Source organism: Gymnodinialimonas ulvae (assembly GCF_037543845.1).
Lineage (GTDB): Bacteria > Pseudomonadota > Alphaproteobacteria > Rhodobacterales > Rhodobacteraceae > Gymnodinialimonas > Gymnodinialimonas ulvae.
Map to the genome: position 1 here is coordinate 114,572 of NZ_JBBIFX010000003.1, position 12,781 is coordinate 127,352.

The 12,781-nt window shown below is 64.6% G+C and carries 13 protein-coding genes; 12 read left to right on the plus strand and 1 reads right to left on the minus strand.

Annotated elements, in window-relative coordinates; translation table 11 throughout:
• Window positions 1-77 precede the first annotated feature (77 nt).
• The 6 genes from sdhC to V8J83_RS14430 all read left to right on the plus strand — a co-directional run bounded on the left by sdhC (window position 78) and on the right by V8J83_RS14430 (window position 5,445).
• Complete coding sequence (sdhC, locus tag V8J83_RS14405; RefSeq protein WP_339987128.1) at window positions 78-461, plus strand: succinate dehydrogenase, cytochrome b556 subunit; 384 nt, start codon at window positions 78-80, stop codon at window positions 459-461.
• 11 nt (window positions 462-472) lie between these two features.
• The gene (sdhD, locus tag V8J83_RS14410; protein WP_339987129.1) at window positions 473-844 is read left to right on the plus strand and encodes a succinate dehydrogenase, hydrophobic membrane anchor protein; all 372 of its coding nucleotides are present in this window, start codon (window positions 473-475) and stop codon (window positions 842-844) included.
• Window positions 845-856: 12 nt separating this feature from the next.
• Complete coding sequence (sdhA, locus tag V8J83_RS14415) at window positions 857-2,677, plus strand: succinate dehydrogenase flavoprotein subunit (RefSeq protein ID WP_339987130.1); 1,821 nt, start codon at window positions 857-859, stop codon at window positions 2,675-2,677.
• Window positions 2,678-2,709: 32 nt separating this feature from the next.
• Window positions 2,710-3,039 carry a succinate dehydrogenase gene (locus V8J83_RS14420; protein ID WP_339987131.1) on the plus strand — a complete coding sequence of 110 codons (330 nt, stop codon included), beginning with the start codon at window positions 2,710-2,712 and terminating at the stop codon, window positions 3,037-3,039.
• Between the two features lie 65 nt (window positions 3,040-3,104).
• Window positions 3,105-3,899, plus strand: coding sequence for a succinate dehydrogenase iron-sulfur subunit (locus V8J83_RS14425; protein ID WP_339987132.1), 795 nt, complete (start codon window positions 3,105-3,107; stop codon window positions 3,897-3,899).
• Between the two features lie 763 nt (window positions 3,900-4,662).
• Window positions 4,663-5,445 (plus strand): ATP-grasp domain-containing protein, encoded by a 783-nt coding sequence (locus V8J83_RS14430; RefSeq protein ID WP_339987133.1) that lies wholly within the window; start codon window positions 4,663-4,665, stop codon window positions 5,443-5,445.
• 96 nt (window positions 5,446-5,541) lie between these two features.
• Here the strand turns inward: V8J83_RS14430 and V8J83_RS14435 are convergent, their stop codons facing one another.
• Window positions 5,542-6,237 carry a DUF1868 domain-containing protein gene (locus V8J83_RS14435; protein WP_339987134.1) on the minus strand — a complete coding sequence of 232 codons (696 nt, stop codon included), beginning with the start codon at window positions 6,235-6,237 and terminating at the stop codon, window positions 5,542-5,544.
• Between the two features lie 61 nt (window positions 6,238-6,298).
• Here V8J83_RS14435 and V8J83_RS14440 point away from each other — a divergent pair, with 61 nt between their 5' ends.
• The 6 genes from V8J83_RS14440 to V8J83_RS14465 all read left to right on the plus strand — a co-directional run bounded on the left by V8J83_RS14440 (window position 6,299) and on the right by V8J83_RS14465 (window position 12,700).
• The gene (locus V8J83_RS14440; protein WP_339987135.1) at window positions 6,299-7,423 is read left to right on the plus strand and encodes a WD40/YVTN/BNR-like repeat-containing protein; all 1,125 of its coding nucleotides are present in this window, start codon (window positions 6,299-6,301) and stop codon (window positions 7,421-7,423) included.
• Between the two features lie 105 nt (window positions 7,424-7,528).
• Entirely contained in the window at window positions 7,529-7,915 is a 387-nt protein-coding gene (locus V8J83_RS14445; protein ID WP_339987136.1) for a hypothetical protein, read from the plus strand.
• A gap of 56 nt (window positions 7,916-7,971) precedes the next feature.
• Window positions 7,972-9,615: an FAD-binding dehydrogenase gene (locus tag V8J83_RS14450; RefSeq protein WP_339987137.1), complete on the plus strand. Its 1,644-nt coding sequence runs from the start codon at window positions 7,972-7,974 to the stop codon at window positions 9,613-9,615.
• A 50-nt stretch (window positions 9,616-9,665) separates the two neighbouring features.
• Window positions 9,666-9,992: a hypothetical protein gene (locus V8J83_RS14455; RefSeq protein WP_339987138.1), complete on the plus strand. Its 327-nt coding sequence runs from the start codon at window positions 9,666-9,668 to the stop codon at window positions 9,990-9,992.
• 180 nt (window positions 9,993-10,172) lie between these two features.
• The gene (creD, locus tag V8J83_RS14460) at window positions 10,173-11,600 is read left to right on the plus strand and encodes a cell envelope integrity protein CreD (RefSeq protein WP_339987140.1); all 1,428 of its coding nucleotides are present in this window, start codon (window positions 10,173-10,175) and stop codon (window positions 11,598-11,600) included.
• A 245-nt stretch (window positions 11,601-11,845) separates the two neighbouring features.
• Entirely contained in the window at window positions 11,846-12,700 is an 855-nt protein-coding gene (locus V8J83_RS14465; protein ID WP_339987141.1) for an urea carboxylase-associated family protein, read from the plus strand.
• Window positions 12,701-12,781: the final 81 nt, after the last annotated feature.

Genomic DNA, 12,781 nt, shown 5'->3' on the forward strand with positions numbered 1-12,781 from the left:
CGGGAATCCCCTCTAATTCTTAAGGTAACGTCCGGCACCCGCCAGACCCGACGGCATACCCAAGGGGGATTCCAGCCATGGCCGATGTGAACCGCGGCAACCGCCCGCTTTCACCGCATTTGGGCATCTACAAGCCACAGCTCAATTCGATCACCTCGATCCTCGTTCGGATCACCGGCAATGCGATGCTCGCCTCTGCGATCCTCGTGGTATTGTGGATGATGGCCGCCGCCTCCGGCCCCGAATATTTCGCAACGATAGACGGGCTGATCACCTCGGTCCTGGGCGACATCGTCATGACCCTTTCGGTCCTCGGCCTTTGGTACCACGCGCTTGGCGGCGTGCGGCACCTGATCTGGGACACCGGGCGCGGCTTTGATGTCGAAACCTCCGACAAGATGGGCTGGGGCATGATCATCGGCTCCGTCGCGCTCACCTTCCTGACCCTCATCGCAATCTGAAAGGCGCGCCCATGGCATATGTAACCGACCGCAAACGCGTCACTGGCCTCGGCGCGGCCCGCTCCGGCACCGGCCACCACTGGACCATGACCGTGACGTCCGTGGCCCTGCTGATCCTGACGCCCTTCTTCCTCGGCATCATCGGCTCGGCCCTCGGCTCAGAGCATTCCGACGTCGTGGCCATGTTGTCGCGCCCCATTCCCGCGCTGATAGTAGCGGCCTACCTCATCGTCGGCAGCCACCACTTGCGCCTCGGGATGCAGACCCTGATCGAAGACTACACTCGCGGACTGACCCGCAAGATCGCGATCATCGTCACCACCATCCTGTCCTACGGCATCGCACTCGGCGGCCTTGTCGCATTGATGCAAATCGCTCTCTGAGAGGCCTTTCAGATGAAAGATACCGTTTCCCCCGCCTACGAGCTGACCCACCACACCTATGACGTCGTCGTCGTGGGCGCCGGTGGCTCCGGCCTGCGCGCCACGCTTGGCATGGCCGAACAGGGCTTGAAGACCGCGTGCATTTCCAAGGTCTTCCCGACCCGCTCGCACACTGTCGCGGCGCAGGGCGGCATCGCGGCCTCGCTCGGCAACATGGGGCCCGACCATTGGCATTGGCATATGTACGACACCGTCAAGGGCTCCGATTGGCTGGGTGATACCGACGCCATGGAATACCTCGCCCGCGAAGCCCCCAAGGCGGTCTACGAGCTGGAACATTATGGCGTCCCCTTCTCGCGCACCGAGGACGGCACTATCTACCAGCGTCCCTTCGGCGGCCACACCACCGAGTTCGGCGAAGGCCCACCCGTGCAACGCACATGCGCCGCCGCCGACCGCACCGGCCACGCGATCCTGCACACGCTTTATGGCCAGTCACTCAAGAACGACGCGGAATTCTTCATCGAATATTTCGCCACCGATCTTCTGATGGATGACGATGGCCAATGCGTCGGCGTCGTGGCCTGGAAACTCGACGACGGCACGATGCACGTCTTCCACGCCAAGATGACCGTGCTGGCGACCGGCGGCTACGGCCGCGCGTATTTCTCCGCCACCTCCGCGCACACCTGCACCGGCGATGGCGGCGGCATGGTCGCCCGCGCAGGCCTTCCGCTTCAGGATATGGAATTCGTGCAATTCCACCCCACCGGCATCTATGGCTCCGGCTGCCTGATCACTGAAGGCGCGCGCGGCGAAGGCGGCTACCTCACGAATTCCGAGGGCGAGCGTTTCATGGAACGCTATGCGCCGACCTACAAAGACCTCGCCTCCCGCGATGTCGTCTCGCGCTGCATGACGATGGAAATCCGCGAAGGCCGCGGTGTCGGCCCCGATGGTGATCACATCCACCTGCACCTCAACCACCTGCCGCCGGAAACGCTGGCCCTGCGCCTGCCCGGCATCTCCGAATCCGCACGCATCTTCGCGGGCGTCGACCTCACCAAGGAGCCAATCCCCGTCCTGCCGACCGTGCACTACAACATGGGCGGCATCCCGACGAATTACTTCGGCGAGGTTTTGAACCCGACCGCAAAAGATCCCGACGCGATCGTGCCCGGCCTCATGGCCGTAGGCGAGGCGGGCTGTGCCTCGGTGCATGGCGCGAACCGTTTGGGGTCCAATTCGCTCATCGACCTTGTGGTCTTCGGCCGTGCCGCCGCGATCAAGGCGGGCGAAGTCGTCGATCCGAATTCCGCCACCCCCAAGGCAAGTCAAGCCGCCATCGACAAGGCGCTTGGCCGCTTCGATGCCGTCCGCTTCGCCGACGGCGGCACGCCCACCGCCGAGCTGCGCCTTGAGATGCAGAAAACCATGCAGGCGGACGCCGCCGTCTTCCGCACCGACAAGACGCTCGCGGACGGCCTGAAGAAGATGACCAGCGTCGCCGGCAAACTCGACGACATCGCCGTCACGGACCGTTCGCTGATCTGGAACTCCGACCTTATGGAAACGCTGGAACTGGGCAATCTCATGCCCAACGCGCTGGCCACCATTGCGGGCGCTGAGGCGCGCAAGGAGAGCCGTGGCGCCCACGCCCACGAGGATTACCCCGACCGCGACGATAACGATTGGCGCGTGCATACGATCTCTCGCGTGGATGGCGCATCGGTTGACCTTGAATACCGCCCCGTCCACCTGAACCCTCTGATGGGCCACAACGAAGGCGGCATCGATCTGGACAAGATCAAACCCAAGGCGCGGGTCTATTGAAGCGCGCCCTGCGCGCATTGGCTCTAGTGGGCATGGTGGCAATCCTGCCGGCCTGCGTTGGCGGGTTCCAGCAAGCCGCCGATCAGGTCGCGCGCGAGCAAGCCCGCACCTACGTCAATCAGGAGGTCGAACGCCGCTTCCCCGGCGTCGATGCCACGCTCGTCACCGATTGCGTCATCAACAACGCCACCGCCCAGGAGATCATCACCATCGCAGGTGGCATCGCCCTGGGTCAGACCGAAGCCGCCTCCCAAACCGTAGGCGACATCCTGGGCCGCCCCACGACCATCCAATGCACCGCCTCCGGCGCGCTTGGCCCCCTCGTCGGCGGCGGCCAGAACATCTTGCAGGACATCTTTTGACCCGTCCCGCACAACACATCCCGCACCCCTGTGCGCGCCCCGAATGACCCGAGTGGAGATGAGATATGGTTGAACTCGCCCTTCCCAAGAATTCCCGCGTACGTGTGGGCAAGACCTGGCCCAAACCTGAAGGCGCCACAAACCTGCGCAAGTTTCAGATCTACCGCTGGAACCCCGATGATGGCGAAAATCCCCGCGTTGACACCTATTTCGTCGACATGGACACCTGCGGCCCGATGGTCCTAGACGCGCTGATCAAGATCAAGAACGAGATCGACCCGACGCTGACCTTCCGCCGCTCCTGCCGCGAAGGCATCTGCGGCTCCTGCGCGATGAACATCGGTGGCGTGAAATCCAAGGGAATCAACACCTTGGCCTGCATCTACGGCATGGATGAGATCGACGGCGACGTCGCCATCTACCCGCTGCCGCACATGCCCGTCGTGAAGGACCTGATCCCCGACCTGACGCATTTCTACGCGCAGCACGCCTCCATCATGCCGTGGCTGGAAACCAAGACCAAGCGCCCCGAAAAGGAATGGAAGCAATCGGTGGAGGATCGCGAAAAGCTCGACGGTCTCTATGAATGCGTGATGTGCGCGTGCTGCTCGACGTCGTGCCCATCCTACTGGTGGAACGGCGATCGCTACCTCGGGCCCGCAGCCCTGCTGCACGCCTACCGCTGGATCATCGACAGCCGCGATGAAGCCACCGGGGAGCGTCTGGACGAGTTGGAAGACCCCTTCAAGCTCTACCGCTGCCACACGATCATGAACTGCACCAAGACCTGCCCCAAAGGCCTCAACCCGGCCAAGGCAATCTCGTCGATCAAGAAGATGATGGTCGAACGGCAGATCTGATATGATCGGGTAGATCTTCCGGATAGAAGCGCCCGATGCTTGAAGTTGCAGTGCTTATCACCACCACAGCGATACTGTGCATCGCTGTGGTGAAGGTACTTTCTAGACCACAGCCCTTTTTTTATTGTTCATGTTGCGCTGGGAAGCGCACTTTCTTGCGCCTTACTCTTTGATGATTGGTTTGGCGGGCTGCTGATTGGAGCATTAGGCGGCTTGGTAATATTGCCAATCACATACCTTGAGGCTGTGACAACTCTACCTCCGAGACTAACTGCTCCGGCCATCGCCATTGGAGGCATCGCCGCCTTTGCAACTGATGCCTTGTTTCTGCAAGTAAAGGAACGCGCGGTTGAGGCATTTGGACTGGTCCTTTCGATTTTGATTGCGACCGCCATCAGCGTGCCGCTAGCCGACCGATGGAACCAAAAGGAAATTAAAGCACTAGCTGAAAGCGAAGGACTGGAGGTCGTATACGTTCTCCACCTGCGTTCCATAACTCGCACTTCTCCATTCCCTCCGCCACATGCCTGTGCATATCGGGACGACCAAGCCTTCGGATGGAGTTACTCAGACTACGGATGGTACGAGGCACCGTACCTCTGGCGGTGCGCGTCGCCTCGGAACCGCGACCGATATGCGGACTGGTAGGGTGCTCGCAATTCTTGCACCAAACCGATCAAAATTCGGACGCTAAGCCACGGCATCCAGCTTGGGATCGCCTGATCCAACCGCCCGCAAGAAACTCACGAAAGTAGCTTCCCCCATGCAGTGGCTCCTGCAAGACTTCGAAGACACCCAGAAACTCGCCAACGCCCTCGACCGCCTGGACCTTCCCTACTCGTGGCACAAGATCATCCCCTTCATCGGCGAATTCGCGCCCGAACCCAGCATCGACGACCCAAAGAACACCATCATCTTCGGCTCCTACGCCGTCTGGCGCACGGCAGAGGCACTCGGCCTCTGGCCCGGCGTCTTCCGCATCGCGCCGTTCCTGGATCAAACCATCTGGCACCCGCACCTGCTCAACGGTTCAAACGCGCGCCTCCACAGCCTTGCCGCCCTCCCCAAGAGCCTCCCCGCCAATGATCGCCCTTGGTTCATCCGACCCGTTGAGGACAGCAAGGAAATCGCAGGTTCCGTCAAATCCGGCACCGAGATCGTCGCACTGGCCAAACAGGTCCTCTCCCTCGGCCCCGACGAGATCCCCAGTGGTTCCCTCCGCCACGACACCAAAATGATGCTCTGCCCCCCGGCCCGCATCCTCAAGGAATGGCGCCTCTGGGCTGTCGATGGCCGCATCGTGACCTATTCACTCTACGAGGAAGGTAGCCGCGTCACCTACCGCCCCGAAATCGACGACGACGCCCTCGCCTTCGCGCAGGCCATGGTCGACCTGCACCCGACCTATGCCCGCGCCTATGTCCTCGACATCTGCCGCACCGACACGGGCCTGCACCTGCTGGAAACCAACTGCCTCAACGCCGCCGGCTTCTATGCTGCCGATCTGGTCGCGCTCGCCGCCGCCTTGGACGCCATAAAACCCTAGCCCACCTGGCGCGTGCGTCCCTTCATCTTGCCGGAAAAACCTCGGGGGGACGCGTCTTTCCCCAATGGGAAGGCGCGCAGAGGCGGCAGCGCCCCGTCACCCCAACCCCACCAATTCCTCAAACCGCGTCATATCCGCGAACCGGCAAAACGCGGGCGCATGCAGTGGCACCACCGGCGCGGCCGCTGCCAACGCTGCCCCGATCCGCGCCAGACCCTTTTCCCACACCTCGACCAGATCATCCGACAGCCACGCGACCGGATAGGCAAAGGTCATGTGGAACGCGTATGCATCATGCTCTGCCTGCCGATACCCGAACGCCTTCGCCAATGCCTCCCGCCAAGCCCACAGCACCGCCTCATCTGCGTCCGTTGCCCCTCGCAACATAAGCCCCCCGGGCCGCACCGCCGCCACCCGAACCGCGAAGCCCCCCGGCCCCTCAAATCCCGCCAAACGAGCCACCATCGCCTCCGTCACGTCCTCAACCGACGCGTCCCGCTCAATCCAGCCCGGCCACGCATCCGCCACGCGTCGATTGTCCAACACGCCCTCGAAAACCGTCATGTGCAGGCTCTCCAATGGCGTGAACAGGAACCGATCCGCCCCAGGCAATGCCATCATCGCGGCCCGCGCCGCCGCCACGGCCCGCCCGCCCTCGGCCTCCAGATCCAGGTGACACACCACCGTATTCCCCGGATCCGGCAGGAACCGCTCCGCGTCGTACCGCTGCCCCAACCGCTTCGGCGGCCCGGCATGGGCGCGCGCCGCAAATGCATCAACCGATCTGTCCATACTCGTCACACAAGACCAATCGCGCGATTTGTGCTACCCTCAATTCATCGGAGCGCGGCGGATGGACCCAAACCCAACACTTCTGATCGGCACCACCAAGGGCGCGTTCGTGCTACGCTGCGGCCCCGACGGCTGGCACGTCACCGGCCCGCATTGCAACGGCTGGCGCATCGCGCATGTCGTCTCGGACGGCGCAAATATCTACGCGGGCGGCGGCGACGACTGGTCGGGTGCGGGCATCTACCGCTCCGCCGACAAAGGTGCCACCTGGTCCTTCGCCAAACTTACCACCGGCAAGATGGACGCATGGGCCGCCAACGACCCCGACTTCGCCGCGATGATCGACTGGGACCCATCCCCACCCCCTTTCGGCGAAAGCTTCAGCGCCATCTGGTCGCTTCACGCCGCCCACGGTCAGGTCCACGCCGGCACCAATTCCGCGCATCTCCTGACCTCCTCCGACGATGGACAGACATGGGCGCAAAACGACGCCCTCGCAGACTTCCCGGACCGCGATCAATGGACCCCCGGCGCGGCGGGCCTTGTCCTGCACACCATCGTCTCGGCCCCAGAAACCCCCACCAAACTGTGGCTCGGCATCTCCGCCGCCGGTGTTTTCGCGTCCGAGGACGGCGGCGCAAGCTGGCACCGGCGCAATCGCCTGTCCAATGCCGAGGCCTGCGACGGCCACACCCACCCCGCAGCACCCGCCAATGGCGACACCGGGCTTTGCGTACACAACATCGCCCGCGCGCCCGGCGATCTGCTCTATCAGCAAAACCACCACGGCGTCTGGCGCTCCCACGATGGCGGGCGGCACTGGGATGACATCACGGAGGGCCTGCCTTCGACCTTCGGCTTCCCGATCGCGCTCGACCCCCACGATCCCGACACGCTCTGGACCTTCCCCCTCAATGGCGACAGCCAGGGCCGCTTCCCGCCCGACGCCCGCCCCGCCGTCTGGCGCTCCACCGATGGCGGCAGCACGTGGCACCCGCAACGCTCCGGCCTGCCCGACCGCGCGTGGTTCACGGTCCTGCGTCAGGCCATGGCCTCCGCCCCGGGCCACATCGCTTTCGGCACCAACACCGGCTCCGTCTTCCTGTCCCGGGACAACGGCATCCACTGGGACGAGGTCGCCCGCCACCTGCCCACGATCCTGTCCGTGGAACTGGCCGCCCTCTGATCCGGCCGCCCGTCAAGGCCCGTTTCCCCCAATCGACCCGCCCTCAGGCCCAACGCTACGCTCGGCGCATTCTTTGACGCTATTATTTCAGATTGGACCGACACCATGAAAACCGTGGCCGATTACGCCGTCCTGTCGGACGGAAACCGCATCCTTGAAACCGGCGACAGCTGGCGCACCCCGTTCTTTGAACGCCCCGAAGATTTCGTCACCGGCACGAACCTCGCCCGCGCCATCCTCAGCTTCAACATGGGCGCGCTTTCCGACCCGCCCTTCGCACCCAGCGTCGATCTCACCATCACCCATGAAGGCACCCAGAACCGCGAAGTCTTCCGCTCCGTCTTCTTCAACGGCACCGGCCCCTTCACCATTCAGGAAACCTTCCCCGCCACCGACTTCCCCAGCGTCGTCAACACCCGCTTCCGCTTCGACGTGCAGCGCGGGCGCGTGGTGATCTCCGATATCGTGCTGTGGTATCAACTCCGCATCTGACATCTGCGGCGACACGGGGTTCGACACGCCCCGCGCGACCGCTTAGCCTGCCGCCCATGACCACGACCATATCCTACGACACGATCATTATCGGCGCGGGCCTTTCCGGCCTTGTCGCCGCCTTCCACGCCGCCGAACGCGGCCGCAAGGTGGCCCTTCTCGACATGGAAGGCCCGCAATCGCTCGGCGGCCAGGCCTGGTGGAGCCTCGGCGGCCTCTTCATGGTCGACACCCCCGAACAACGCCGCCTCGGCCTGCGCGACAGCCGTGATCTCGCCGCCTCCGATTGGTACGGCTCCGCAGGATTCGACCGCCCCGAAGACGCCATGCCGCGCCAATGGGCCGACGCCTATCTCGACTTTGCCAGTGGCCCGATGCGCGGCTACCTGCACGATCTCGGAATGCGCTGGTTTCCCGTGGTCGGTTGGGCCGAACGCGGCGGCGCCCATGCCGCGGGCCACGGCAATTCCATCCCCCGCTTCCACGTCACATGGGGCACCGGCACCGGCGTCGTCCGCCCCTACGCCGACCGCGTTACTGCCCACTCCAACATCACGCTCCACTTCCGCCACCGCGTCACGTCGCTCCTCATCGAAAACGGCACTGTCAAGGGCGTCGAAGGCGAAATCCTCGCCGATGACCAAGCCGAACGCGGCGCAAGCACCAACCGCACCGCCACCGGCCAATTCTCGCTCCGCGCCGAAACAATGGCCATCACCACCGGCGGCATCGGCGGCAACGATAACCGCGTCCGCGAGTATTGGCCCGCCGACCGCCTCGGCCCGCCCCCGATCCACATGATCTCCGGCGTGCCCGATTACGTCGATGGCCAGATGGCCGCGCAAGCCAAGGCCCAAGGGGCCGCCGCGATCAACGAAGACCGCATGTGGCACTACACCGAAGGCCTGCGGAACTTCGATCCGATCTGGCCCAACCACGGCATCCGCATCCTGCCCGGCCCCTCGTCGATGTGGTTCGACGCGACTGGCACGCGGATGGAGGCGCCTTGTTTCCCCGGCCATGACACGACCGCGACGCTCAAACGCATCCTGCAAACCGGTCACGATCATTCGTGGTTCATCCTGACCCAATCCATCATCGAAAAGGAATTCGCGCTCTCGGGTTCCGAACAAAACCCCGACCTGACCTCTGCCAAATGGAAAGCGGTCCTCAAGGAACGCCTGGGCAAGGGGGCCACCGCCGCGGTCGAGGCCTTCAAAACCCATGGCGAAGATTTCGTCACCGCCACCGACCTCGACACACTCATCGCCGGCATGAACCGCATCACGCCCCAAGCCCCCCTCGACCCCGCCCGCATCCGCGCGCAGATCGAGGCGCGCGATGCCCAACTCGCTAACAAGGTCTCCAAGGATGCGCAGATCAACGCCATCCGTTCGGCCCGCCGCTATATCGGCGACAAGCTGATCCGCGTGGCCAAACCCCACCGCATTCTTGACCCGGCCCATGGCCCCCTGATCGCCGTGCGCCTCAACATCATCACCCGCAAATCCCTCGGCGGGCTCCACACCGACCTCACCGGCCAATGCCTCCGCCCCGACGGCACCCCCCTGCCCGGCCTTTACGCGGCAGGTGAAGTCTCGGGCTTCGGCGGCGGCGGCTACCACGGCCACAACGCTTTGGAAGGCACGTTTCTGGGGGGCTGCATCTTCTCCGGCAAAACCCTGGGCGGGTCTCTGTAACTCCATCTCGCCGCCCAAAGCCTGCCAAACACCTGCGCAAGGATGGGCGCATGGAAAACCCGCACCCGATCACCTTCCATGCCCCCACCCTGCCCGGGCAAACTCCTGCAAGCCTCGATGCGCTGGCCCTCGCGGTCTGCGCCCTGATCACTCTCCTGCTCCTCTTCCTGCTCCTGCGCAGCCTGCGCCGAACCACACCCAAAGCCCCCCAACCAGAAAAATCGCAAACACCGCAATGCCGCTGGACCAAAGCGCGCGGCGGCCACCGGACAGAGCTGACAAAATGGACCTGCCGCACCTGTGGGGCCGATGGCTTCTCCACGACATCCACCCCACCACGCACCTGCAAAACCGCGCTGCGGCCCGCCGCGCTCTGACCCCTTCCATTGGTCAAATATACCTCGGGGGTCTGGGGGCAGCGCCCCCAATCGGGCCACCGGCCCGACCATCCACACAAAGCCAGCGCAATCCCCTGAAAACCTGCACAACCCCTGCACACCCCTGCACATGCCCCCGCCTAGGGTCGGCGCAATGCTGCCCCAACCAAGGACATTTGCATGCGCTCCCTCGGCACCCGCTTCCTGATCGTCGGTCTCTTGGCCCTCCTTATGTTCATCCCGACCTTCTTCGTCTCCCTCGTGGTCGAAGACCGCGACCGCCTCGCGCAATCCACGCTGCGCGACGTGGGCCGGGAATGGGGCGGGCCGCAGCTTTTGTCGGGCCCGGTCCTGATCCTGCCGGTCCAGGGCACCTTCCAGGTCACCGAGACCTACACCACCACCGACCCCGACACCGGCGAGGAAACCGAAACCACCCACCAGGTCCCCCACATCCGCCCCACCGACCCGATCTACCTGCTGCCCGAGGACTTCACCCTCGACATCACGTCGGAAACCGACATCCGCTCCCGCGGCCTCTTCGACGTGCCGGTGTTCCAGGCCCTCGCCCGCATGGGCCTGACCTATGACCTCGACGCCGCCCCCGCCCAGATCCGCGCACACGAGGAAATCCACTGGGCCGAGGCCTCCCTCCGCCTCACACTCTCCGACAACCGCGCCCTGCGCGGCGACGCCGCGCTGCTCACCGGCGACACCCCTCTGCCGTTGGAGCCGCGCGCCGATGGCACCGCGGGCGTAATCGCGGCCGTCGGCGATCCGCGCGGCCACAACAGCTATTCCCTGACCCTCGCCTTCAATGGGGCCGAAACCCTGCGCACCACGCCGATGGGCCGCCAATCCACCGTCACCATCACCTCCGACTGGCCCCACCCGAGCTTCACCGGCGCCTTCCTGCCCGACACCCGCGACATCACCGACGACGGCTTCACCGCGTCCTGGACCATCCCGCATCTCGCCCGCCCGATGCCGCAGGCCTCCCGCGTCGACCATGACCAATCCGCACGCACCCACTCGGCCTTCGGTGTCACTTACTTTCAACCCAACGATTTCTACCAGAAGGCCTACCGCGCCGCGCGCTACGGCCTGCTTTTCATCGCGCTGACCTTCCTGACCGTGCTGCTGATCGAAGGTGCCACCAAACGGCCGACCCACCCGGTGCAATACATCTTGATCGGCCTCGCCCAATCGACCTTCCTCCTGCTGATGGTCTCCTATGCCGAACAAATCGGCTTCGGCGCCGCCTACCTGCTCTCGGCCGGGGCCACGACCGCCCTGCTGACGCTCTTCGGCGCGGTGGGCCTCAAACTCGGCCTGCGCACACTGATCCTCGGGCTGATGCTCGCCATCACCTACGCGGTCCTCTACCTGATCCTGCAATCGGCCGATTACGCGCTGCTCGCAGGCTCCACGCTGGCCTTCTTCGCCCTGGCGCTCACCATGTACATGACCCGGAACGAAGATTGGTACGGCCCGCCCCGTGATCCGTCGAAAACCATCTTCGGCACGCCTCGCCACCCGCAGTCCCCGCAGAAGACGGCCACCCAAACGGCCCCACAGGCGCCGCCCGAGCTTCCCCCCTCTCGCTGAAGCTCCCATGCGGCAGGCCCAGGTGGCCCCGTCTTCTGCCCTGACCCCGAGGTGTGTCCCCACCTCGGGGTCATTTTTGCAACCACCCGCCACTGCCCGCCGAATCCACAGGGCGGCCAAAGCCAACCCTCCCCCGACCCCGCGCACCCTCACAGCGCCGCGCCACCGGCCAGCCCCGCGATTGCGGGGCGGCCTTGCCGCTGCTACCCCGCTGGCACGCACCAAGATGACCGAAAGCCCCGCCCATGCCCAACCGCCGCCCCAAGCACTCGACATCGCCCGCCGATGCCGCCACCCGCCGCGCCGTCAAACCCGTCGTCTGCTATCCGCCCGACACCCTGCCAGAGCCGCAAAACCTTGGCCCCGCCACCCCGGCCGGCCCCATCACCACGCACCTCGCCCAACCCCGCGACGCCACCACCTTCCGCGCAAAAGCGGGCCAAACCTTCCGCATTACTTCCGTCGATGGCCCACAGGTCGGCGATCTGAACCTCTGGAACGCAGCCGACCTGACAGAGCGATTTTTCTCCGGCAAAACCCGCGCGCTTCACGGCACCCACGTCACCACCGGCGACGTGCTCTGGTCCAACCTGCCCCACTTGCGCGCCATGGCGACCGTCACCCACGATAGCCTCGATTGGTACGGCATCGACGAATACGGCGGCGCGGTCCATGACGTGATCGGCACGCGCTGCGACCCCTACACCAACGCGTTGCTGCACTCAGGCGATCAATACCACCATTGCTGCCACTCCAACCTGACCCGCGCGCTTGCCGATGAAACAGGGCTCCCGCTTGATGGGGCCGAGCTGCTGGTCCACGATGTCCTGAACGTCTTCATGTGCACCGGCTTCACCCGCGACACCGGGCAATACTTCATGAAGGCCTCCCCCGTGCGCCCCGGTGACTATCTGGAGTTCCGCGCCGAAATCGACCTTCTGGGCGCGCTCTCGGCCTGTCCGGGCGGCGATTGCGGGGCCGAGCATTCGTCCGACACCACGCGCTGCTATCCGCTCAGGGTCGAGGTTTTCGACACCACCCACACCGCCGCGCATGTGACGCCTTTCCCCAATGCCTACGACCGGACCCACGGGCGCTGAAACTGTGTTCAGATGAACTAACTCGGACCCGTTCACTTGAACGCGGTTTTCGCGAAAGACCCGTTCATCTGAACCCATACC